The organism is Streptomyces sp. NBC_01775, assembly GCF_035917675.1.
Classification (GTDB): Bacteria; Actinomycetota; Actinomycetes; order Streptomycetales; family Streptomycetaceae; genus Streptomyces.
The window spans coordinates 27,666-49,921 of record NZ_CP109105.1 but is presented as its reverse complement, the minus strand read 5'-3'; the positions used below and the strand labels follow the sequence as shown (position 1 = coordinate 49,921).

Annotated in this window: 20 protein-coding genes and 1 pseudogene; 5 read left to right on the top strand and 16 right to left on the bottom strand. The window is 70.5% G+C overall.

The window, feature by feature from the left end:
• Positions 1-101 precede the first annotated feature (101 nt).
• On the bottom strand, positions 102-479 hold the full coding sequence (locus OHB04_RS40465; RefSeq protein WP_326693338.1) for an ATP-binding protein: 378 nt from the start codon (positions 477-479) through the stop codon (positions 102-104).
• 142 nt (positions 480-621) lie between these two features.
• Here OHB04_RS40465 and OHB04_RS40460 point away from each other — a divergent pair.
• From OHB04_RS40460 to OHB04_RS40440, 5 genes and pseudogenes are all read left to right on the top strand, one after another.
• Positions 622-1,074, top strand: a pseudogene (locus OHB04_RS40460) (helix-turn-helix domain-containing protein); the annotation flags it as partial.
• Positions 1,075-1,281: 207 nt separating this feature from the next.
• On the top strand, positions 1,282-2,127 hold the full coding sequence (locus tag OHB04_RS40455) for a hypothetical protein (RefSeq protein ID WP_326809669.1): 846 nt from the start codon (positions 1,282-1,284) through the stop codon (positions 2,125-2,127).
• Positions 2,128-2,143: 16 nt separating this feature from the next.
• Positions 2,144-2,620 carry a hypothetical protein gene (locus OHB04_RS40450; protein ID WP_326809654.1) on the top strand — a complete coding sequence of 159 codons (477 nt, stop codon included), beginning with the start codon at positions 2,144-2,146 and terminating at the stop codon, positions 2,618-2,620.
• A gap of 72 nt (positions 2,621-2,692) precedes the next feature.
• Positions 2,693-2,821 (top strand): hypothetical protein, encoded by a 129-nt coding sequence (locus OHB04_RS40445; protein WP_326809653.1) that lies wholly within the window; start codon positions 2,693-2,695, stop codon positions 2,819-2,821.
• 1,404 nt (positions 2,822-4,225) lie between these two features.
• Positions 4,226-5,257 carry a hypothetical protein gene (locus OHB04_RS40440; protein ID WP_326809652.1) on the top strand — a complete coding sequence of 344 codons (1,032 nt, stop codon included), beginning with the start codon at positions 4,226-4,228 and terminating at the stop codon, positions 5,255-5,257.
• A gap of 896 nt (positions 5,258-6,153) precedes the next feature.
• Here the strand turns inward: OHB04_RS40440 and OHB04_RS40435 are convergent.
• From OHB04_RS40435 to OHB04_RS40365, 15 genes are all read right to left on the bottom strand, one after another.
• A complete protein-coding gene (locus OHB04_RS40435; RefSeq protein WP_326809651.1) occupies positions 6,154-9,525 on the bottom strand; it encodes a LysM peptidoglycan-binding domain-containing protein in 3,372 nt (1,123 codons plus the stop codon).
• Between the two features lie 37 nt (positions 9,526-9,562).
• The gene (locus OHB04_RS40430) at positions 9,563-10,012 is read right to left on the bottom strand and encodes a hypothetical protein (protein ID WP_326809650.1); all 450 of its coding nucleotides are present in this window, start codon (positions 10,010-10,012) and stop codon (positions 9,563-9,565) included.
• The gene (locus tag OHB04_RS40425; RefSeq protein WP_326809649.1) at positions 10,009-10,470 is read right to left on the bottom strand and encodes a TadE/TadG family type IV pilus assembly protein; all 462 of its coding nucleotides are present in this window, start codon (positions 10,468-10,470) and stop codon (positions 10,009-10,011) included. Before OHB04_RS40425 ends, OHB04_RS40430 begins: the two co-directional genes overlap by 4 nt.
• Entirely contained in the window at positions 10,467-10,832 is a 366-nt protein-coding gene (locus tag OHB04_RS40420) for a pilus assembly protein (RefSeq protein ID WP_326809648.1), read from the bottom strand. The genes OHB04_RS40425 and OHB04_RS40420 overlap by 4 nt, the downstream gene beginning before the upstream one ends.
• Positions 10,833-10,912: 80 nt before the next feature.
• Positions 10,913-11,134, bottom strand: coding sequence for a hypothetical protein (locus OHB04_RS40415; RefSeq protein WP_326693345.1), 222 nt, complete (start codon positions 11,132-11,134; stop codon positions 10,913-10,915).
• A gap of 30 nt (positions 11,135-11,164) precedes the next feature.
• On the bottom strand, positions 11,165-12,052 hold the full coding sequence (locus OHB04_RS40410) for a type II secretion system F family protein (RefSeq protein ID WP_326809647.1): 888 nt from the start codon (positions 12,050-12,052) through the stop codon (positions 11,165-11,167).
• Positions 12,049-12,993, bottom strand: coding sequence for a type II secretion system F family protein (locus tag OHB04_RS40405; RefSeq protein ID WP_326809646.1), 945 nt, complete (start codon positions 12,991-12,993; stop codon positions 12,049-12,051). The genes OHB04_RS40410 and OHB04_RS40405 overlap by 4 nt, the downstream gene beginning before the upstream one ends.
• Positions 12,993-14,405: a CpaF family protein gene (locus OHB04_RS40400; protein WP_326809645.1), complete on the bottom strand. Its 1,413-nt coding sequence runs from the start codon at positions 14,403-14,405 to the stop codon at positions 12,993-12,995. The genes OHB04_RS40405 and OHB04_RS40400 overlap by 1 nt, the downstream gene beginning before the upstream one ends.
• Before the next feature lie 118 nt (positions 14,406-14,523).
• Positions 14,524-15,372, bottom strand: a complete 849-nt coding sequence (locus OHB04_RS40395; protein ID WP_326809644.1) for a MinD/ParA family ATP-binding protein — start codon at positions 15,370-15,372, stop codon at positions 14,524-14,526.
• The gene (locus OHB04_RS40390; RefSeq protein WP_326809643.1) at positions 15,372-16,094 is read right to left on the bottom strand and encodes an SAF domain-containing protein; all 723 of its coding nucleotides are present in this window, start codon (positions 16,092-16,094) and stop codon (positions 15,372-15,374) included. The genes OHB04_RS40395 and OHB04_RS40390 overlap by 1 nt, the downstream gene beginning before the upstream one ends.
• Positions 16,095-16,130: 36 nt before the next feature.
• Complete coding sequence (locus tag OHB04_RS40385; RefSeq protein WP_326809642.1) at positions 16,131-17,009, bottom strand: ATP/GTP-binding protein; 879 nt, start codon at positions 17,007-17,009, stop codon at positions 16,131-16,133.
• Positions 17,003-17,623 (bottom strand): hypothetical protein, encoded by a 621-nt coding sequence (locus OHB04_RS40380; RefSeq protein WP_326809641.1) that lies wholly within the window; start codon positions 17,621-17,623, stop codon positions 17,003-17,005. The genes OHB04_RS40385 and OHB04_RS40380 overlap by 7 nt, the downstream gene beginning before the upstream one ends.
• 304 nt (positions 17,624-17,927) lie before the next feature.
• Positions 17,928-20,507, bottom strand: coding sequence for an ATP/GTP-binding protein (locus OHB04_RS40375; protein ID WP_326809640.1), 2,580 nt, complete (start codon positions 20,505-20,507; stop codon positions 17,928-17,930).
• Positions 20,500-21,162, bottom strand: a complete 663-nt coding sequence (locus tag OHB04_RS40370) for a hypothetical protein (RefSeq protein WP_326809639.1) — start codon at positions 21,160-21,162, stop codon at positions 20,500-20,502. The genes OHB04_RS40375 and OHB04_RS40370 overlap by 8 nt, the downstream gene beginning before the upstream one ends.
• Positions 21,159-22,250, bottom strand: a complete 1,092-nt coding sequence (locus OHB04_RS40365; RefSeq protein WP_326809638.1) for a C40 family peptidase — start codon at positions 22,248-22,250, stop codon at positions 21,159-21,161. Before OHB04_RS40365 ends, OHB04_RS40370 begins: the two co-directional genes overlap by 4 nt.
• Between the last annotated feature and the right edge of the window lie 6 nt (positions 22,251-22,256).

Sequence of the window (22,256 nt, the reverse complement as noted above, 5' to 3'; positions counted from 1 at the left end):
CCCGCCAACCGGTGTGGGGCTGCACGTGCCGGAGGCCTCCGCAGCGTGAGCACGGACCGGTCTCGACGCTCGCTGCGCGGACGGTGCGGGGCACAGTCGGATCAGGTGCCATTGCGCTCGTCCTCCAGCGCCTCCAGCTCCGACCACACCCGCTTGCCCCAGCCGAAACGGTCGGTGCCCCACTTAGCCGACAGCGCCTCGACCAGCGCGAGACCGCGGCCGTCTATGTCCTCCAGGCTGGTGACCCGGCGCGTCGGCAGGGCGCGGGACATGTCGATCACGGCCACCCGCACGCGCTGGGGGGTGAGCCTGGTGAACGTGACCCGGATCAAGGCGCCTCGCGCGTGGTCAGCGGCGTTCGCCACGAATTCGGTCACCACGAGTTCCGCAGACTCGGCGAGCAGATCGAGACGCCAGACCGCGAGCGCGTGGGTGGCCAGCCGCCTGGCGAGACTGGCGGACTCCGGGAGACGGGGCAACGATTCCGTGTATGCCGGAGCGCCGATCGCAGACGATTGGGCGCTCACGTACCTGTACCCCTTGTTCCTGCAAGGACCGGACGGTGGGGTCTCCAAGAGGTACGAGCTGAACGGTCTGTCCGTGATCTTCTTCGTATTCGCCATGATGCTCACGCCCCAGCCTCAGACTCGGTTCGGCGTCGGCCTGGCGCGGTCGAAGCAGACGGGAGCGCGTTCCTTGTTGGTCATCCTGGGTCCCTCCCTGATTACAGGTAGTACGCAGACTCAACTGCGCGGCATCCTTGGAGGACCAGGGACAACTCGTTTCCTGCATACCGGTATTCGCCAGATGCATACCGGCGGTGGGACGAAGAGGACCAACCTGTATCAACGGTCAGGGGAGCCAATGCAGTGGACAGCCCTCACGGAGGCGTCCCGGGTCGGTGACTACGGGCGCGTGATCCAACTCGCCCGTGAGCAGACGGGCATCTCCCAGAGACAGCTCGGACAAGCCTGTGGGACGAGCCAGTCCGCTATCTCTCGGTTGGAGGGACAAGGAGCCGCAGCCCCCTACGACATGACCCGCCTGGCACGGGCCGCCACACACCTTGAGATCCCGCCGCGGCTAGTGGGTCTCGCTGACCACGTAGCGGTCAATGCCACATGCACGGATGGATCCGAAGTGGAACGGCGCAATTTTTTCGCGGGTGCCGCAGCAGTGGCCACCGCGCCCGCGCTCGCAGCACTCGACACCCGATCGGCGCGAGCTGCCGAGAGTGGCCAGGCTGCCGCGCTTCGACTCGCTACGACAGCCTTCCGGCGCATGGACGCAATCACGCCCTCGCGTCAGTTGGCGGAGCCGGTACTCGCGCACCTGCGCCTGGCACAGACCGTCGCGAGCGAGACCGAGGACAGAACACAGCGTGCTCGTCTCGCATCCGCCGCGAGTGAGGCAGCCAGCTTGGCCGGCTGGCTCTCGTGGGACATGGGGGACTACGGCTCCGCCCGAACCTGGTACGGGACAGCGATTCGCGCAGCACGCAGTTCGGGGAACAAACTGCTGGGGGCCTACCAGATCGGCAGCCTCGCCCAGTTCGAAGCCCACGCAGGCAACGCCGCCCAAGGTCTGGCGCACGTCCGTTCCGCGCGGCGGCAGCTCGGCCACACGCCACCAGCGGTGGCCGATGCGTGGCTGTTCACCATCGCGGCCCTCGCACATGCGGCTGCCGGAGACCGGCCGGCCGCAGACCAGGCGCTCAGGTGCGCGGAGGAAAGAGCCACCCGTATCCCCACCGATGACACACCGCCCTGGCCCTGGGTCTTCCCGTTCACGGGCAGCAAGGTCGCCGCCAGCCGACTCGCATGCGGTGCCCGACTCGGCCACCCGGAATGGGTTTTCGCGTCCCAAGACGATGCGGCCCCCGTGCTCACCTCAGGCCACGACAAGCAGCGGGCCCTCTACGTCCTCGACCTGGCCTCAGCACATCTCGCATCCGGCCGACTGGACGGCGCATTCGCCCTGGCGACCAAGGCCGTGGAAACCGGCGTGCGCTACCGCTCGGGGCGCATCGTGGAGCGAGCGCGCGCGCTGCGCCGCTCCTACACCTCGCCCACGCCGCCCAAAATCGTGCGCGATTTCGACGACAAGCTGTACGGCATCTATCTATGACCACGCGGAGGCAGACATGCGACTGGGAATCACGGGGCACCGAGGGCTCCCCGACAGGACAGCACGGCTTGTCCGCGAAGCTCTTCGAGCCGAGCTCGGAAGGCGTGCTGAGCAGGGGCTCGTCGGACTCTCCTGCATCGCTGACGGTCCCGACAGCTGGTTCGCCGAGGAAGTCCTGGGCCACAGTGGAAGCCTCGAAGTCATCATCCCCGCCAGCACCTACCGAGAAGGCCTGCCCACCTCCCACCACCCGGTCTACGACCGGCTCATTCACCAGGCCAGCGACGTGCACGAGACCGGTCTGACCGAGTCCAACGCAGAAGCCCACCAAGCCGGCAGCGAGATCCTCATCGGCCTGGCAGACGAACTCCTCGCGGTATGGGACGGCAAGCCCGCCCGCGGGTATGGAGGAACAGCCGACGCGGTCGACTACGCCCGGCGAAACGGTGTGCCCGTAACCGTCGTGTGGCCCGAAGGCGCCACCCGAGACTAGACAGCGAGGCTATGGGCGAGAGATCCGAAGCTCATGCTCCGGAGACCGTGCCAGCGCCACGGACACTGGGGGATGCAGCGCCACCGTCCCACCGTGCGTCCGGTGCTCGCCATCCCCCCGGAGATGCGGCTGGACACCTTCGTCCGGCGCCTCCACGGCATCCTCGCCCGCTCCGCTGTCGCCTCCAGCCGCCTGGCCTAGGCCCTCCAGGGCGAGGTCGACGCCTTCTGCGGGACAGCGACGCCTGCCATCTCGTCTCCCGCAGAGCCCCAACTGATCCGGAAGGAAACCCGTATGGCGACTGACCGGCATTTCCCCACTGAGGGTGTCGCTTCAGATCTTTGTGCACACCTTCGTGCGGCCCAATTTCCCGCACACCCATGTCCCGTTGGGCACCCGCTTGTCGACGCCGTACCAGGCCGCGACGGCTACACCGCGATTGTTGGTGACACGGACGCGCTTGCTGGTGTGAGCGTGACCGCCTGGCTTCCGGTAGCTCCAGGCCCGCGCGTGACTCCGCGACTGACGGGGCTTGCGGATATCCACCGAGAGGAGGCGCTCCCCGCGCCCGCGCGGGTCGGTCGAGACGGCCAGACACGTCGTGTGTCGGCAGTTGTGGTGGAGCCGTGATTTCGCCTCTGCGGGGGCCCCTCCCAGTAGTCCGGCCAGGAGTACACCGACCAAGACCGCGACGATCCGCGAACGCCTCATGGTTCTACCTTCCGTTTATCAGTCACTCGGGACCGGTGAACGGAAAGATCATTTGATGTGTCACGAAAACAGAGGAGAGTCCACTCGCTCGTGTCGATGTACGCGACTTCCTGTCCGGACCGGTCGAGCCGGGCGGCCGTGAGGTGTCGCTCTCGCACAGCAGCTGCTGCCACTCGGGGACGGCTGGTTCTGTAGCCGTCCGGTGGAAACACCCGTCGGCGAGTCTGAGGCACTCCTCTCGGCCCGCCGCCTCGGAGCAGCCGAAGGTCCACGGCATGGTCAAGAAGGAGGAGCGGTCGTGCTTCAGCGGCACGGTCCGATCATGGCCGCTGGGCCCGACCCCTATCGGTTGGTGCGCCTGCGGGTATGGCTTCTGATTCACGTGTGCAGCCTGGGGCGTTCACGCTCACGAGCGTGCGGTGTGGGCCAGGCGAGGTCCATGTGTGACTGCCGTTGCGTCTCAGGCCCTGTGTTTGCTCGGTCACTCAGTGCTGTTATGGTCACGTCAGCCACAGGGGAGGGGCGCCGGTGCGTGGAGTGAGATGGCTGTCGTGTGTCGTAGTGCTGGCTGCGGCGGCAGTGGGGTGCTCGGGGACCTCTGATGGTGGCGGGTCAGGCGGAGGTACTGGCGATAAGGGGGCGGCCAAGCAGGACCAGCCGCCGGAGCGTCTCAAGAAGCTCTCGGTGCCCAGCGACTACGACGGCACCCAGGGCTGGCAGCAAACGCTGAAGGGGCGTCCCCCCAATGCGGGTTCGGTACCCGTCACGGTGGCTGTGAAGTCGGATTCCCTCGCTTATCTGCTGACCGGGCCCAATGGTTACGTTCTCCAGAACCGCGCCCTCGACTCCGGGCGACTGCGCTGGTCCAGCAAGACGTGGAACCCGCCGACCCCGATGGAGAACGCCGCCGGTGATCCGGACACCGGCCAGAAGGCAGAGATACCTGACGTGATTACGGTGACGGAAGACGGACGCGAGTACGTCGTCGTCTGGAGCCACGGTATGAAGGGCAAGGACAAGCTGCACGACGGCCAGGAAGTCGTCCAGCTCTCGGTCTTCCCGGCTACCTCCTCAGGCAATGCCGCCACGCCCGAGCGCAGGATCACGGTCCCCGTCGACGTCAAACTCAGCGAAGAGCTGGAGGTCCGTGACGGCGGCCACGGCGTACTCGTCACCTGGGGCGGCCAGACCGCCGCAGCGAATATCCGGACCGGCAAGGTGACACCGTACGAGAAGGCCGACAAGCTGCTGGAGCAGTGCGACGACAGCGCGTGCTTCGACAGCAAGGTCCGGGCCCTGACGAGCGCCGGCCCCGTGGTAGGCACGGATGGCGGGAAAGGGTTCGGGGTGCCAGATCGCTGGTTCAGCGAAGACCACCCGCCGAGAGGGAAGACGAGCGGGGAACTGCTGGCAGCCACGGATGAGCATCTGATCGCCTCCTGGACAGAAGACGACAGCGGGTTCGGGGGAGACGGCTCGGATCCCGTCTTCGCCGTGCACGATCCCGAGACCGGTGCCATCGAAGCGCGCACGACGTGCACCGACGACGGCTACTCGGAAGGCAACATCTGGGACGGCGGCTCGGAACCCCCGCCATCCACCTCTCCCAACGGGCGCTATCTGGTAGCTGGGTCGGTGGCCTTCGACCTCAAGGAGAAACGAGGAATCTGTCTTACGGGAGACAGCGACACCAAGAAGCTTGTCCTCCTGAGCGTCCAGGACGACGGCACAGCATACGGCGGCACGTCCGCCGAGGACACGGACGAAGAACAGTCCACAGCAGTTGCGGTGCCGCTTACTTCGGGCCGTCCCAAGGCACTCCCAGAAGGCACCCAGGTGCCACTCGTCGTGAGCCGGGGAACGGGAGGCTTCTTGACAAGCAACAAGAACGACGAACTCTCCGTGGCAATCGTCCAGAAACGATGAACTTGCGCGGACGCCACCACCTATGGTCCGTGCCACGGCGGCGACGACGCTGCACTGACCACCACGCGCCATTCTGAGGACCCCACCGCCAGTTCGACCCGACGCAGAGGATGGTGCTACAGCAGGGTGACGGGCACGAGCCGGCCAGCAGCCGCCCTTCCGAGACTGCCCGGCCCAAGGCGCTGAACTGGGGAGCGGCGGACCATAGCGTCTCCGCGTCCAGCTGCCCCATCAGCAGCATCACGTGTCCGCTCGGAGCCACCAGGGCGCGCCATGCTTCCGGCACGGTCATCTGCCCGTCTTCCAGGTGGCGGCCGTCGGGTCCGTTGACCTGGAGCGCGTCTCGTGGGCCGACCCGAATCAACCAACCCGGGCTGGGGGCGGGGGCCTTGCCGAGCGACGGAAGGCGGTGCAGCCCTTGTGCCTGAAGCGCCTCCCCGACCGGGTTCGTCTCTTGTCCGTCGCTTCCCAGCAGCGTGACCTCCGCCTCGAATGCGAGCAAGAGCGCGGGCCGGATACCGCGGGGTGAGGGGATGCCGATCGCTCGCGGGATCAGCTCCGTGACCGACGGGCGAAGACTGCCCGCTTCGTACATTCGGACCTCGGAGGCCGAGCACCGCTGGTGCGCGATCGTGACCGATGTCAGCTCCGGGCTCGCCCGGACCACTACGGCTGCGTCCTCGTGCCGGACATCGCCGGGCGTCTCGCAATCCGTGCAGGTGAAGAGTGTGGTTCGTGTGCGGAGTCGGGCCGCGTGCTGCTGGCCGACGTACTCGGTGACCTCGGGGCTGATCACAAGCGTCACGCGGAACCTCCAGTCACCGTTGAACTGTGTGCCCGGCGGTTTCGGTGGAAGGCAGATCCTCGGGCAGTGAGGGCGGGCGGCACGGTATGCGTCATGCCGAGGTCCGCTTGGCGGAAGAGAGGATGTCGTCGACGACGGCTTCCGTCTCGGGCAGCATCTCGACATCCAGGCGTCGGCAGACCGCCTGGAGTTGTTCGACTGCCTGGTACACCCCGGCGCGGTTCCCGCTCGCTTCCTCGATCCGCATCCAGTCCTGGTAGAGCACATCTGCTGTGTCATCGACGGCGAGCGCGGTGATGACGGCGTGCCGGGCGGCGGCCAGATCGGGGTGGGGGCCGGTGCGCCGCCAGGTGGCGATCGTGTGGGCGACGTCGGTGACGCGGGAGAGCATCTCCTGGATGAGGGGCGCGGCCCAGGACAGGTCGGCGCCCGAGGGCCCGGACAGGGGCCTGCCGCGCACGAGAGCGAGTGCGGCTTCCAGATCGGGCAGCCCGTGCTCGGGTCCTTGGGCCAGGCCGCGCCGGGCCAGGGCCTGGAAACGTGTCCAGTCGCACCGTACCTGCGGGGAGAGGCGGTAGAGGCGCTGGCGGTCGCGCGGCAGGTAGGGCCCGCCGTCGGCACTGGTCCCCAGCCGGGCACGCAGCTCGCTGACGCGGGATTGCAAAGTGGCCTTGGACCAGGCGCGGTTGGGGTCCATCGCCTCGCACAGTTCCTCGGCGCCGCGCCCCGGGCGCAGATAGATCAAGGCTGCCAGCGCGGCCAGCTTGTAGCCGTGCCCCGAGGCGGCGACACCGGTGACCTCGACCGGACCCAGAACCCGGATCTCGGGTGCGTCCGGGTCCTCTTCCGGCGCATCCGGCTCGGCGTCCGGGGCCTGTCCGGGCAACTGGGCACCGCTGTCTTCCTCGTCGTGGAGGAGGGCCATGGCGGGCTCTGTGTCCCTGCGGGGGGCCGGGGTCTTGGGGAGGTGGGCCGGGTCCTTCACCGCAGCGAGCAGGGCCGGGAAGGGAGCGGCCTCCTCTCCTGCGGTGGTCTCTGCTTCTCCCCGTACGACAGCCACGGACGGCGGGGCAGGCGGGGCCGGCGGCGGGGCGGTGGCGGGCGGCTCGGCGCCGGGAACGTGCTGCCACTCCGCCTCGGCAGGGTGGGCGGGCTCCTCGGTGGTGCGCAGGCTGTCCACGAGCTGGGCGTAGTCCTGGTCAGTGACGCGGTTGAGGCGCAGCGGCTGGCCGATCACCGTGCACGCCTGTGGTCCGTCCTGCCCGGCATCCAGGCGCTCGGCTTCGGGGAACACCGATGTCAGGCCCTCGGCGGGCAGCACCAGAGCGACCGGAGCCGACCGGGCCGCGGCCAGCGCATCGGCGAGCGCCCACGCCTGGTCCGGGTCGGCCTGTGCGGCGCAGACCAGAAGCCACGGCAGGGGCCCGTCCGGGTCGTCCTCGGCCGCGCGCTGGTGGGCTTCGACCAGGACCTCTCCCAGGTCCCGGGTGGCGGCGGCCACATCCGGCACCGCCCGCAGCCGTCCCTTGGGCAGCAGCGTGGGCAACTCGTCACCGAGCCCGACGGTGAGGATCTCCGCGTGGTCGCTCCAGGCGCACGTGGCCGCGTCCAGCGCGATGGCCCGGGTCACCTCCCGTACCCGCTGGGGGGTGCCGTCGAGCAGCAGAGTGCGTACGTGCGGCAGATGCAGCAGAAGGTGCTCGCCGCTCTCGCCGGAGCCCGCCGTGACGAGCCCGGGGTAGGGGGCGGGAACCATGGCGAGCTGCTCGCCGGGTGGCAGCGCCGTGTCCGGGCCTGCTTCCCACCAGCCGTCGGACACGGGCACGAACGGCGCTGGCGGGGCGGCGGGTTCGGGGTCGTCGAGGAGGATCTGGACGCTGCGGGAGGTCACCCGCGCGGCCCGCAGCTGCGGCAGGGCCGTGCCGGAGGCAGCGGTGTGGTGGGCCAGGGCCCGCAGGGCGGTATCCAGCCGCTCGACGCTGCCCGGCTCGCCCGCTGCCGTCATGCGCTGCTCGGCCGCGGCCGGTTCCTTGATGGCGATGGTCTCTCCCGGGCGGCGGCGCCGCTGCTGGAGGATCCGCTTGACGCCCAGGGCCCCGCACAGCCCGGCGGCCAACAGCGCCCCGGCTCCCAGGATGTGCGGCGCGCTCACGGCACCGGAGTGCTCCTCACCGGCGCTGCTCGCATCCTGGGAGGGGCCGGCCTTGGGGGTTTGCGGGGGAGAGGCGGGAGCGGGCCGCTCGGTGCTGGGCTTGGCCGTCTCGGAGGCGTGCGGGGCCGGGGTGTGCTGCGGGGCGGGCTGCCCTGCCTCCTGCCGGTCCTTGCCCCGGTCGTCCTTGCTGGGCTCGTCCTTGTCCTCGCTCTTGTCCGGCTTGGTGTCCCGGTCGGCGGGTGCGCTCTTGCCGGGGTCGGGCTGATCGGCTTGCGGGCCGTCACGGTCCGGGGACGGCTTCTCGGCCTCGTGGCCCGGCCGCTGCTTCGGCTGCTCTGGTTCACCGCCGTTCCCGGCCGGCGGTGCAGACTCGGTCGCGTCGGGGAGGGTCAGCTTCTGTCCGGGGTAGATCAGGTCCGGGTCGGGCACCTTCTCCTGGTTCGCGCGGGCGATGTCCGGGTAGCGGCCCGGGTCGCCGTAGGTTTTCTCGGAGATGTCCGAGAGGTTGTCGCCGGTCCGCACCGTGTAGGTGCCATCAGCGGTCTCGGCAACGGGCTTGGGGCTGTGGGCGGCGGCGGGCCGCATCCCTTCTTGCCCGCCGGTGTGCTCGCCGGGCGGCGCCTCGGGCAGGAGCAGTTTCCACCCCGGGCGCAGGAAACGGGCGTCGAAGGTGGACCCGTCGGTCATCGTGCGGCCGTCGTTGGCGTCCGCGATCTCGTGCCAGGCGTCGAAGGACCCCAGCTCCCGCTCGGCGATGCTGCCGAGCGTCTCGGCCGGCCGCATCTCGCGCACCGTGTAGGTCCGCGAGCTGTCCGCCGCACTGGCCTTGGCCTGCTGGGCGTGCGCGGCGGCGGGGGAGTCGGCATGGCCGGTATGGGGGGAGGCTGCTGCCGGCGTCGCGAGGGCGGGGGTGGCCAGAGCGCTGCTGGTGGGCAGCAGTACCAGCACGCTGCCCACCAGCAGTGCGGCGAGCCGCTGGCTGGGGCCGAGCAGCTGGCGGCGGTGCGCTGCCCGGCCACGTACCTGGGCGGCGGTCTCCACCAGGACGGAGACGGCGAAATGGGCCCAGGCGATCCACCCGATGGCCAGCAGGACCATCAGCAGTGCGCCGCCGGTGTCCTGACGGTCCAGCAGGTGCGTCAGATCCGAACGGCTGGCCTCCCACACCTGCGGGGTGGCCCAGCCCAGCAGCACCGGCAGTCCTACCAGCGCGGCCAGCAGGACCAGCACACTCGCCAGCGCCCGCACCACGGCCAGACTGGAGCGCCCGCGCGAGGGTGTGGGGACCTTGGTGGTGCGGCGCGTGCTCACAGGCAGCTCTCTCTCGTCAACGACGGTGGCCGGAAGACTAGTTCTCCGGCTCAGTTACCCCATGCAGGAGGGTGGCGTCGCCCTCGCCGGTCACGGTCCGGGACCCGGGAAGGAAGCGGAACTGGTAGGTGTCGCGGACGAGGATGTGGATGTGCTTGCCGTCCTCGGAGACGGTCACCGAGCCGCTCTTTCCCGCCGAGCGCAGGTACTCCTGGGCGGCTGTGCGGGCTGCCGGCGGCTTCACCCGCAGTCCTCTTCCTTCGACGGCGTCGCCCTCGTCGACGGCCTGACCGCCTGCCCGGGCCGCCTCGCGGGCCAGGGCGTCAGCGTTGGCCGCCGCGCGCATCGTGCTGCCTCCGTCCACGATCAGCACACCCATCAAGGCGAGCAGCGAGGCGGTCATCACTGCCACGAAGACCGGGATCCCGCCCCGATCCCCCCACTCCAGCCAGCCCTGTTCCCGCACGGGCGGCATCCTCCTGCTCATGAGTTCCCCCGCTGGCGGAAGCGGTCGACGGTGCTGGTCCACGTGCCTGTCAGGGTCTTGGAGCCGGGGGCGGGCAGCAGCAGGTCGCTGTAGTCGACGGTGCAGCGCACCGTGACGGTGACCTTGGAGACCTGCCCGACGGGGACGTTCAGCGCCGAGGTGTCGGCCGAGACCTGTGTCGAGGAGCAGGCGATCTGCCCGGACAGGGACTCCCGTGCGGCCGAGAAGGCCGCCTGTTTCGCCGTCCCGGCATCACGGGAGATGGACGCGGCCCGCGATGCTGATTTGGCTGCCGCGTCCACTTCGCTGCCCGCCCGGACTATCAGGCCGGCGGCCAGAGCGAGGCACACCAGCATCACCAGGGCCGGAGTGAGGATCGCCGCCTCGACGGCCGCGCTTCCCCGCTCGGCGCCCCGCCCGCGCAGGGCGTCGATCCTGCTGCCCACCCACGCTGTCACTGGCCGGCCTCCCCCTGCTTGGTCCACCGCTCCACCGGTGCGGAAGCCGACTGGGTCACCCGCAGGCCGTCCATACCCGGCACCAACGAGGGCGCCAGCCCGGACACCTCGATGCGCACACGCGTGGCCGAACTCCCAGCGGTCGAGACCGTCGCACCGCGAAGGTTGTCTCCTGCCAGCCGCCCGACCAGGTCCTGGGCCTCGCGTGCCCCTCCGGCCGCTGACCCCTGGTACTCCGAGCCGCGCTGCGCTCCCTCCCGGGCCGCCGTCAGCGCGGCCTCCGCAGCCCAGTGCCAGGTGATCGCCTGGATACCGAGCCACGCGAGCACCAGCATCAAAGGCAGCACGATCGCCGTGGTCACCGCAATGTCGCCCCGGTCCGACCTCAAGGCGGCCTTGAGCGAGCGTCGGCGGCACGCGCTGCACCTTCCCCCCGGCATGGTCAGAAGACCGATTCCAGTTTGCCGTTGGCCTTCATGATGACGGCGGTGATGGTAGCCGCGATGGCGATCGCGCCGCCGATGGCCGCAGCCCAGATGATGACCGTGGACACGGCGATCTCGCCGGCGTCCGCGCGGTCCTGCATCTCCGCGCGTGCCGCCTCCCACTTGTCCGTGAAAGCCAATGCCAGCATGGTCACGCTGACGGCGAATCGGTTGATCACGTGTAACTCCTCTCCTCTTTCCGGCGGCGCCTAGCCGCCGATGGTCAAAATCCGCAGGACGGCCGGGAATCCCATCAAGAACATCAACAGGACGGCCACAACCGAGATCGGGGCCGTCATCTTTTCGCTGTCCGAGTTCGCCTCGGCCGTCTGCTCCTCCAGCAACTGGGTGCTCAGGCTCGCTGCGCGCTTGCGCAGGGTGTCGGCGACCGCAGCCCCGTCGTGGCTGGATTGCCGCATGATGTCGGCGACATCATCCAGCGCCGGAAGATCCAGCTCCCGGGTCAGTTCGCGCAGCGCCTGCCACGGCGGGATCTTCTCCACCTGGGCGCGCATCAGCGCCTCATCCACCCGGCGGAAGGCCCACCCGTCGGCAACCTTCGCCGTCCGCGCCAGGGCCTCGGTCGGTCCGCTGTCCGCCCCCCGCTGGAGAGCGATCAAATCCAGGTAGGCGGCCATCGCGTAGGCGAATTCGCGGCGGGCCCGCTTGGCCTTCGCCCGCACCTCCAGGTCCGGCACGATCCACGCCAGCGCGGCCGTCCCCAGACCGAAGACACCGGGCACGAAGAACGGCACTGGCAGGCCGACGAGCATCGGGGGAAGCAGGAAGAGCCACGGCCACATGAACCCCATGCCGGCCAGCGCCGCTTTCTTGAGGATCAGCTTGGCCGGGGACGTCCCGAGCAGTTCCAGCTCCCGCACAGGGAGCTTGAGGCCCGGCACGCCCGACAAGCGCCGCATCACCCACTGGCCCCACACCTCATCCCGGTCATAGCCGCCCGAGGCGCCCCGCGCCGAGCGGGAGGACGGGGGCTGAAGAACCTGCCCCAGTCCCGGACGGGCGGGCATGAGAGCCCGCACGAGGAGGGCCAGGCCCAACCCCATGCCGCACCCCAGCACGAGCGCGCTCGTGTTCATACCCGCACCTCCCCGGCGCCTGCGCCCACCGGCTCGTCCTCGGCCACGCGCGGGGGCAACTGCACGGCGCTGCGCGGGTCCGCGATCAGGAGACGGGGGGCAGATGAGGGGATCGACAGCTGACGGACCCACACCAGCGTGGCGGCCAGCAGCAGCGCGACGACCGCCAAGACCAACTGGCCCATCAGCGAGGCGTAGGGAGCGGTGTAGGACGGGATCATCAGGCCGAGGCCCACCACTCCCAGCAGGATGTAGATCAGAATTTTCAGCGTGGTGCGGGACTTCTTCCGCTGCGCTTCGATCTTCTGGCGGCTGGCGACTTCCGCGCGTACGGCCACCGCGTACAACTCCAGGGAATCAGCCAGCCCGCGGCCCCGGCCCGCGGAGGTCACCGCGAGAATCAGCGCCGCCGCCACCCGGTCTCCCGTCACATCGTCGATGTCGTCGGCGAAGGCACGCAGCGCCGTCTCCGGTGCCACCCGCAGCTCCAGCCGCTCACCCAGGTCCGCCACCGGCCCCGCGATCGGCTCCGGGCACCCGGTGCGGGAGTCCTTCATCGCCTGGAGCAGGCCCTTGCCCACGCGCAGTGCGTTGCTCAGGCGCTGCGTCCATTCCGCCAGCGCCTCCAACTGGTCGATGCGCACCGCCGCCTGCTTGATCGGCGCGAGCAGCCACGGGATACCCGCGAGCGCGCAGGCGCCCACCACAGCCAGCACGAACACTCCGGTGGCCAGCCACACCACCACGAACACGGCTGCGGCCAAGCCCAGCTGGACGCGGGTGCGCGCCCGCGCGTTCTGGCTCGCCGCCCCCGTGCGCCGGGCGGCCTGCCACCGGCGCAGCAGCCCAGGCCGGGCCGGCCGGCTCGTTCCGTACACGGCGTGGACCAGTCCGATCAGTCCCGCGCCGGCACCGAGCCCGTACAACAATCCCCACAACATCACCGGGCACCACCCCAGCGCAGGGGGAGCGGAGCTTCCCATGCCGGCCGGTCCAGCGCTTCGGGCGGCATGCCCGCGCGCAGCAGGTCCAGCTCGCAGGCCGGCGACATGAGGGGAACCGCCCGCACCTCCCCGGCCTCCTGGTCAGGGCCGAAGAGGGTGTTGGTGGCCGGTTTCCCGTCGGCGCTCTCCCCGCCGGTGATCTCCAGAACGTGGGAGATGTAGCGGTGCCGTCCGCCGCCGCTGCGCCGCTCGTTGATCATTTCGATGTGGACGATGAAGTCCAGTCCGTTACGGATCTGCCGGTAGGCCAGCGTCTCCGACAGGTTCTCCCTGGACAGCGCGTACAGCTCGGCGATCCGGTCGAAGACCCCGTAGGGGCTGCGCGCGTGGATGGTCGAGAGGCTGCCGCCCTCACCGCTGGTCAGGGCCTGCATCATCGCGATGATCTCGGCGCCGCGTACCTCACCGACCACGGTGCGCTGGGTGCCCATCCGCAGTGAGGGGGCGATCAGATCCTGGAGGGTGTACTCGCCGGCGGCGCGGCCATCAGCGGTGCTCTCCCCGGTGGCCTCCCGCCCTTCCAGGGCGATGACCTGGCGTGCGTGCTCGTTCTCGTGGGCGAACAGCTCGAACTCGCTCTCCAGCGTGGCGATGCGCTCGTCCGGGTCGTACTCGCGCATCAGCGCCCGCAGCAGCGTGGTCTTTCCCGACCCGGCCTTGCCCGAGATCATCAGGTTCTTCTCGGCGTGGATGGCCGCGACCAGGAACTGTTGCAGGGACCGGTCGAGCAGGCCCAGCTTGACCATGTTCTCCAGCGTCACGTCCCGGTGGCGGTGCTTGCGGATGTTCGCGCACGTCCACGGCGTGACTCCGGTGAACGCCTGGACGCGGGAGCCGTCATCCAGCCGCAGCGCCAGCTCCGGTTTGGCCTCCGGGGAAAAGATCTTCTCCTGCTGGCCGTGGCTGGTGTTGCGGGCCAGGTCCTGGAGGAGCTCGCGCAGCTCCTCATCCGACCCGGCCACCGGGGGCAGCCGCACGAGTTCGCCGCTGCCCAGGTCGCCCCATACCTGGTCGTACCGGTTGATGTGGATGTTCTCGAAGCGGGGGTCATCCAGCAGCGGCTGGAGGCGGCCTGCGCGGAAGAGGAGGTCGAAGACGTAGCGGGCGAGCGCGGTCTCCTCCTCGCCGCTGGGAGCCGTCCCGCGCTGGGCGGCCACCCGCCCGTACCACGTGGCGACTTCGTCGTTGATCCATCCCAGGCAGCGCTGTTCCCGGTCGGCCCGCGTCATGTGCGGATGGTCTTTCCGGGCCTGAGCGAGGTGCTGGCTGACGCGCTGCTTGATCTCCTGGGCGTCGGCCTCGCGCACCAGCGTCTGGGGCAGGTCCGCCTGCGGCCGTGCGGCGGGCACGCGGGAAGCGCCCAGGGCAGGGCCCGCCGGCGGGGGCGGCTGCACAGCCGGTGGTGGCGCCACCGGCCCGCCCGGGGGCTGTGCCGGGCGGCGCAGCGGTGCGTTCGGGTCAACTGGCCTACCCCGCATGGTTGACCGACCCCCTTCCGGTCACCTGCTCAAGGCGGCGGCTGTGCTGGATCCGGCGCTCGGCCATCTGCTGGACGAGGGCCTCGGCCAGCAGGCGGGCAGCGAGCATCAGCCGGCTGCGCTCGAAGCGCCGCTCGGGCGCCGCGCCGTGCGAGAAGAACCGCGCCTGCTTGGGCGCGTAGGGCAAGGTCCCCACCAGCGGTACTTGAAGACCGCGCTGCTTGCGTAGCTCGGCCAGCGCATGGGTGGCGGGGTGTTCCTCCTCGATGAGGACGAGCCCCAGGTGCCGGACCTGTTCGCGTAGTCCCTCCAGCCGTACGGCGGCGGCCTGCAAGGAGGGGAGGGTGGTGCGGGCGATGAGTACGACCGCATCGGCCCGGCGGGCCAGCACAGCTGAGGGGCCGAAGGCTCCCGAGCGGCCCAGGTCGACCAGGACGTCGTGCTGATGGGACTCGATCCCGGCGAACTGGTCGGCCAGCAGCCCCCATACCGGCGCGAAGCCGGGGGCCTCGCTCAGCGGGTTCGCGAAGCCGGGCAGTACCGCCCGTCCGGGACGGGGCTGCGTGTTCTGCTCGTCCTCCAGGGCGACCAGTTCGCTCCAGAACGCCGTATGCAGGTCCTGCGCACCGCGGCGGCCGGGAATGGTCAGGTTCCCCAGCCCGTACCCGGTGCCCAGCCGTCCTTGCAGGGCGCCGCTGAGGACTGTGCCGCCGTCGGGGTCGCACTCGGCCGCGATCAGCGTGCGGCCCGTTGGCAGCGGCCACGCCGCCTGGAGCGCCAGCATGGTCGTGGTGGTGCCGGGGGAGCCGGGGCACCCGGCGAGCGCTACTACCGCCATTACGAGCCGTCCGGGGTGTCCAGGGCGAGCGCCGCGGTCTCGCTCGCCGACCATCCCAGCACCTTGGGGCCGTCGTCCTTGAGGACGGCGACGTCGACCACGCGGGTACCGCTGCCCTCCTCGGCGTCACCGACCTTGATGACCCGGGCCGGCACGCTCTCCTGATCGGTCTCGGGCTGCTTCCCGGACGCGGACGGGGCGGGCTCGCTCCCCTCCTTCTGGACGCGCACGACCTCCACCCGCTGGCCGGGGGCCAGCCCGGAGGCGTGCACCAGGGCTGGCTTGAGGCCGACCGGCACCACCTGCTCGCCCTTGGCCACCAGCGTGGTGCGCGATACCTGCGAGCGGGACAGCAGGGAGCCGGCCTTGAGCCCGACCGCCGCACGCTGGCCCACGAGAGCGTCCTGCTGGTCGGCCGGCACCGGCTTGAGGCCCTGGTCGACGGCCACCTGCGTGGTGCTCAGATCCCCGGCGGTGAGCTTCTCACCGGCCTGGACCTCCCGGGCGACGGTGACCACCTGCTGACGGTCCCCAGCCGAGTTGAGCATGAGCGCGAAGCCCAGCCCGCACCCTGCGATCAGCGCCACGGACAACGTTGCCAGCCAGGGGCTGCGCCGCCGCGCCTTGTACGCCTTCGGAACGGTCACCCCGGACGTCGTTCCGGCTGTCTGGGCCGGGATGCCGGGGGCGTGCTCCGGCGGCCTGGCCGTGGTCTTGCTCAAGGTCCTGTCCCCTCACACATGTGCGTCCTTGACGATTCAGTTGCTGCCGACGACCTGGCCCTCGCCCACCGGGACGGTCACCTGGGAGTCACGGACCTCGTCGAGCGCGCCGCTCTCCCCGCCGCCGGTGACCTCCCACTCCACGTTCCAGGTCGCGGTGGCGGTGATGGTGAAGCGCTGCTTGGCCGCGCGGGCCGAGGTGGTGGCGTAGGTGTGGCCGCAATCGGGCGACTTGGCCAGCCCGTAGCCGCGCTTGTAGGCCGCGCCGCGCGTGGTGCAGGTGACGCTCTTCCCGTCGCCCATCTTCCACACGACCTTGGACACCTTCGCCGTGGCCGTCACCGTCACATCGCCCGCCGACGCGGACGCCGTGTTGGGCCCCCAGCGGGTCTCGCCCGCCCCGGCCCGCAGCCACAGCGGCACGCCGACCGTGTAGGTGCCGCCCGCCTTCGGGCTGACGATCTCCGGCCCGAGCAGCGTCATCTCATCCATGGCCTGCCGGGCCAGTTGCGCCGGGTCGACGGTGACCTTGCCGGGCGGGTCCTCGGCGAAGAACATCCCGCCCTGTGTCTCGGCGTCCGAGTCCTTGTCGCAGGTGCGCCAGTAGAAGTTGCCCTTCTTCGGGTCGTGCCCTTCCCACACACCGCTGTTGGCCGGCGGCTGCTCGATCTTCTCCACCTGGCAGGGGGCGGGCTTACCCGCCTTTGCCTTGCCGCCGCCCGCCTTTCCCGCAGCAGGGCCCCGGTCGCTGCTCGCGGGCTTCCTCGGGGTGTCGGCGCACACCGCCACGTTGAACGCGTCGTGGCCCTGGCACATCTTCCCGGCCGTAGGTGTCCGCGCCTGAGCGTCCGGCTGCACCGTGCCCGCCAGCGCCAGGGCCGCGCAGCACCCTGCCAGCAGGCGCCGCCTCAGCATGTTCTCCGGGACGGGGTGACTTCCAGCATCCTCCATCCGCGCTTCCCCCAGTCTTCGGCCTTGGTGGTGACGGTGAAGCGGCTCGGCTGGCCCGAGGGCAGCGGAACCACCTTGCCCGAGTCGTGCTTGACGGTCTTCCACGACGAGCTGTCCATGCAGTCGACGATGGTGGCCGTCGCCGCCTTGCCGGGCTTCTCCGGCGTCAGCTTGGAGACCTTGGCCCGGTGCGTGGGCTTGCCCGTCTTCCGGGTCCCGTACTCCTTCATCGAGCGCACGCCGTTGTCGACGAACACCAGAGCGTCCTTGTAGGCGTACTTCTCCACGCCCGCGCCCTTCATCGACCCCTTCGCATACGCTTGGACCTGGGCGTCCCAGAAGTCGCCGTAGGTCTTCAACGCCTCCTCCTTGGCCGCCTGGTCGGGATCAGCGCTCTTACCGGAGGCAGCGCTCTCGCCCGGCGTGAGGGGCGCCGGTTTCGAGGGAACGTCGTCGGCGTCGTCGGACTTCTTTTCCTTCGCGCACGCCGCTGAGCCACCCGCCAGCGCGAGCGACAGCGCGAGGGCGCCCAGCGCACGGTACGACCGGCGCACATACGGTGGGTGACTGAGTGTCACGATGCCTCCCCAAGGGCAGCGCTCCGCCGGCGACGGCGGAGCACGGCGCTGGCCAGCGGTCCAGTCAGGTAGCCGCGGCGGTTGTGGTGATGCGGTCTGCGGTACGAACCCCGTGTTGCTGGAGTCACGCTACGCAACGCACCGGGGACGTCACCACCTCTCGCGCCGCCAACTGGCATATTCCTGCTGCACATCGGTCCCTTGCCTCCCAAATCGCGGCAATTGCGATTACTGATTGCAAGGCACTGTCTTCCGGGCGCGGGTGGTGAGATGGGCATCGTTCCTCCGGTGGGTTGATGGGGCTTCAGGTCAGTTCGGGCTCTACCGTGCTGCCGTCCTCGCCGGGCGGCTGCGCGGGCCCGGCCCGCACCGCGTCCGCGACGGCGGCGGTGTGCTCTCCGACGGCGGCCAGAGCGTCCCGCACTGGCGCCGCCTTGAGATTCGCGTCGGCCGCCTGCCGCAACTGGCCCACGTCCTGGGGGCGGGCGGCATCGGCGAAAATCTCCTCCGGCCTCGGACCGCGGATGCGCAGCGGGCCAACCTGCAGGCCCTGGTGGGTGAGCGAGATGAAGTGCTCGAAGCGATCCAGCGCCGCCAGGTCCGAAGGCTCCACGGCCCCGTCCCACTCCCGGGCGACCACAGTGGCAGCCTCGAAGGAGGCAGCCGTCGACGAGATCACCGAGGCGTTCTGGAGCATCGACTGCCGGGTGGATCCGTTCAGCCGCTGCAACAGCTGCGTCATACCGTGCAGCCGGATGCCGAACTTGCGCAGCTGCTCGCTCACCGAGGCCAGCAGCCCGACGGCTCCGTCGATGGCCAGCAGTTCATCGATGAAGGTGTGGAAGGGCCGCCGCTCCTGGCTCGGGGTGTCTCGCCGTGCGAGACCGGTGCGGTACAGGTCGTGGAAGAGGAGCGAGAGCACGAGCCGGTCGGTGGGCCCGCTCGCCGAGGGGCACACCCATACCAGCTTTCCCTCGTCCATGGCCTCCCTCAGGTGGTAGCTGGAGGTCGGCCGGCCCAGGAACGCCCGGACCGTGCTGCGGCGGCCCAGGCGCTCGATCGGGTTGAGCACCGTGGCGTAGGCATCCGGCGGGATCGTGGGAAAGATGGTGCGCCACCAGCGCACCGCCTCCTTGTCCAGGCCGGCGGCGGCCAGCACCTTCTGCCGCCATGCCGTGTCGGTCAGCAGCGGCTCCACCTGGAAGAGCGTGGCCTGCGCCTGCTCCTTGCCCTCCCGCACGAGCGTGGTGTTGAGGCGCACCAGGGCCTCGGCGGCCTTCGTCATCAGCGTCAGCGCCCGGGGATGGGTGGCATCCGCCCAGCCCAGCACGTCCGCGAAGGCGTCCACCACCGCGTGCGCGACCTGCTCGGGATCCTGACCTCGCTCGACCCCCAGCGTGTTCCAGGATCCGATGCGCGGGTTGGTGCCGGTCCCGGTCAAATCCAGGTACCACAGGCGTTTGCCGATGTGCGGATGCGCCAGGAACGGGGCGACATCCCGCATCGCGTCCCCGTGCGGGTCCACGAACAACCCCCCGGCGCCGGCCCCGTCGTGCGCGAGCGCCACCATCTGCGTGAGGGCCTGCGTGGTCTTGCCGTAGGCGGTCTTGCCCGACCGCACGGAGACCAGGGTCTCCTCCAGCCGGGTGGCGATCAGCCGCTCGCGGCCGTCGGGCCCCCGGTACCAGCCGTGCGGCATCAGCCCCGGCACACCCAGGGTGTAGACGGGCAGGTCGCGTTGACGCAGCGGCATGCGGCAGTGCCGCGTCGGCGGCTTGAGCAGCCCGGCAATCTCCGTCGCATGCAGCCACGCGGAGCGCGAGGCAGTCATCAGCCCGCTGCTCCAGCGGCTGTCGAAGGCGGAGCGCAGCCACCTGTGGTTCGCGTCCAGCCGCCAGGGGCCGACCTGGCGGCCTCGCTGGGTGATCCGGACGTCTCCGGCGAAGACCTGCAACGCCGCCCCGATGTGCCGCATCCGCTGTTCGGCCCGCCCGGCGTGGGCCGCCGTGCACCGCGCCAGGATCTGCACGCGCACCAGGCCGGTACCCTCCGCCAGCTTGCCCAACGTCTTCGCCCGGTCGACCGGCTGGGCCTTGGCGGGGAGGGCCACACGCCGACGGGGCCGGCCGCCATCGCCGTGCATGAAGTCGGCGAACTCGGCACGGAAGGAGTCCTCGGACAGCGACGCGAGAGCAGCCTGCCGCGAATCCCGCTCGGCCTGACGCCGCGCGAACGCGCGCGCTTCGGCGATCCGCTGCCCGCGGCGCAGCCGCAACTGCCAGGGCGGGACCGGCTGGAGATCCACACACAGCTCGACGCTCTCGCCCAGCTCGGTGCGCAGCGTCCCCACCGCGTCGACGAGCGGCTGGAGCGGGTCCGGCACCAGCGGCACCTCCCGAAGACGCGCCACCTGAGGGCCCCTTATCGTGAATTCGGCACGCACCACATGGGGCAGCTCCTTGCTCACCTGTTTGGGAGCGGGCTCCACCTGGATCCCGGACATCGCACTGGTGGTCAGCAGGTGCCGGGCCGCAGACGGTGCTTCCACGTAGAAGTCCAGCGCCCGCTTGGTGGTGCCGTCCGCTCGCAGGCAGGTGCGCAGCGTGCGGGCCCGGCGCGGCGCCCACCACGGGCCGGCGGATGCCGCGGTGCTCCACTGCATCGCAGAGCGCCACAGCTCCTCGGGCTCGGGGTCGAAATTCCGGGCGGGCACCAGCCGGAAGCGGGTGCGCTTACGGATGGCGATGCGGGCCAGGCGGGCCAAGACCGTCTCCGCACCGGCGAGGAGCACCGCTGCTGCCAGGGTGAGGGCCAGGGCGTGCTGGTAGATCCAGGCGGCCGTCGAGGCGGACACCTCGATCAGGGAGAACAGCAGGTCACTCACGCGACACCTTCCAGTGGTCGAGGTTGTGGCGCTGCGCCAGCAGCCGCACGGTGCGGCCTTCCCTGCGCCGGCCCTCGGGGTCGGTTCCGGCCCACACCAGCTGCACCTGGATCCGCCCGCCGCTCGCGCGCCGCGCGATCCCCGCCTGCATCCGCACCTGGGAAAAGCGGTGGTGAACCTGAGCACCCCCTTGGCCGGTGACGTCGGAGTGCCACTCGCGCCAGGCTGAGCGCACGGCCCGCTTCTCGGCGCGCGGGGAAAGATCGGCCGGCCAGGAGCGGGCGAGCCCCCGCTGAATCGCCGCGTCACCCCTGGGGCCTTCACCGGGAACCGGCAGCGGACCCGGGCCGCCGCCGTCGGCCGGAGCCGACGCTTCGGACGCTTCGGGCGCGTCGGACGGGGAGCCGCCGGTGATGCGGGAGCGAGCAGTGGGGCGCGGTGAAGGATTCGATGTGGCACGGGCCGCGCCGCTCTCACGCTTCGGTTCCGCGACGCTGCCGCGGTGCTCTGCGCCACCCTCCCGCTGCGGGGGCGAGGAGGGCCGGGTGACCAGGAAGATGCCCAGGAGCCCCAGCGCGAGGGCGGCGGCCAGCAGCCTCGCCACCTGGGCACGGCTGCGCCCGGCCCCGGGAGGGGAAGGATCGGTGCGGTTCATAGGACCCGTGCACCTCCGGCGAAGCCGTCACTCCGCACCTGCTCGGTGCGCACTTTCGCTCCCGGGCGGGGGGCGTTGAGCATCTCCCCGCCCCCCAGGTAGATCCCGACATGGTTAATGGTGGAGTCCCGGGACGGGTTGTAGGCGAAGAAGACCAGGTCGCCCGGGCGCAGTGCGCCCACCCCTTTCGAGCGGGGGATGCGCTTGCCCACCGATGCCTGATCGGAGGCCAGTCGGGGCAGCCGCACCCCGGCCTTCGCGTACGCGTACTGGGTCAGGCCCGAGCAGTCGTAGCCCGTGATGGACGTGCCGGATTTGCCGCCGGGGGAGCAGCACACTCCCCGGCTGGGCCCTTGCGTACTTCCGCCGCCCCACGAGTACGGGGTGCCGATCTCCTTGCGGGCCGCCTTGATCACCTTGCCCGCGCCGCCGCTGACCGTCGCCCCCGGTCCGGCGCGCGCGGCCAGGGACCTGTAGCGGCGGATCCAGCCGGTCACTTCCTGCACGTACGCCTCGGAATGGTTGTAGGACATCAGCGCCGCGTGCAGCTGGCCGGGCTTGGACAGGTCCCGGCTGTCGCCCCCCAGGTACCAGGCGGCCGACAGCGCGGCGTCGTGGATGTTCTGGGGGTCCTTACGGCCGTCACCGTTGCCGTCCTTGCCCGAGTGCGCCCAGGTGCCCGGCATGAACTGGAAAGGGCCGACCGCCCGTTCGACACTGGCGTCGCCGTCGAAGCGGCCACCGTCGGTGTCGGCGTGGCGGCTGGTGTTGCCGCCGGTGCCATCGCCCACCAGGCGCGGCCCCAGGATCGGCTCGGCCAAGGTGCCGTCGCCGCCGATGCGTCGACCGCCGGCGTGCCCGGACTCCACCTTCGCGATCCCGGCCAGAATGGCCCAGTCCAGCCCTTTGACCTTGGGCCGCTGCTCATGGAACTGGAGGGCGGCTTGCTGGTAGGCAGCCAGCATGGGCGCGGGCACACCCGAGACCGCGGCGATCTGCCCCGCGAGCTCGTCCGGGTTCTGGCGGGAGGCCGCCGCCATGACGCCCAGCGGAAGCACCACGAACACCAGCGCTCCCAGCACCGTCATGCACCC

Coding starts and splice junctions, on each gene's coding strand:
- OHB04_RS40455 (WP_326809669.1), top strand. CDS start 1,282: ATGGACGCAATCACGCCCTCGCGTCAGTTGGCGGAGCCGGTACTCGCG.
- OHB04_RS40450 (WP_326809654.1), top strand. CDS start 2,144: ATGCGACTGGGAATCACGGGGCACCGAGGGCTCCCCGACAGGACAGCA.
- OHB04_RS40445 (WP_326809653.1), top strand. CDS start 2,693: ATGCAGCGCCACCGTCCCACCGTGCGTCCGGTGCTCGCCATCCCCCCG.
- OHB04_RS40440 (WP_326809652.1), top strand. CDS start 4,226: ATGGAGAACGCCGCCGGTGATCCGGACACCGGCCAGAAGGCAGAGATA.
- OHB04_RS40430 (WP_326809650.1), bottom strand. CDS start 10,012: ATGAGCAGGAGGATGCCGCCCGTGCGGGAACAGGGCTGGCTGGAGTGG.
- OHB04_RS40410 (WP_326809647.1), bottom strand. CDS start 12,052: ATGAACACGAGCGCGCTCGTGCTGGGGTGCGGCATGGGGTTGGGCCTG.
- OHB04_RS40405 (WP_326809646.1), bottom strand. CDS start 12,993: ATGTTGTGGGGATTGTTGTACGGGCTCGGTGCCGGCGCGGGACTGATC.
- OHB04_RS40395 (WP_326809644.1), bottom strand. CDS start 15,372: ATGGCGGTAGTAGCGCTCGCCGGGTGCCCCGGCTCCCCCGGCACCACC.
- OHB04_RS40385 (WP_326809642.1), bottom strand. CDS start 17,009: ATGCTGAGGCGGCGCCTGCTGGCAGGGTGCTGCGCGGCCCTGGCGCTG.
- OHB04_RS40370 (WP_326809639.1), bottom strand. CDS start 21,162: ATGAACCGCACCGATCCTTCCCCTCCCGGGGCCGGGCGCAGCCGTGCC.
- OHB04_RS40365 (WP_326809638.1), bottom strand. CDS start 22,250: ATGACGGTGCTGGGAGCGCTGGTGTTCGTGGTGCTTCCGCTGGGCGTC.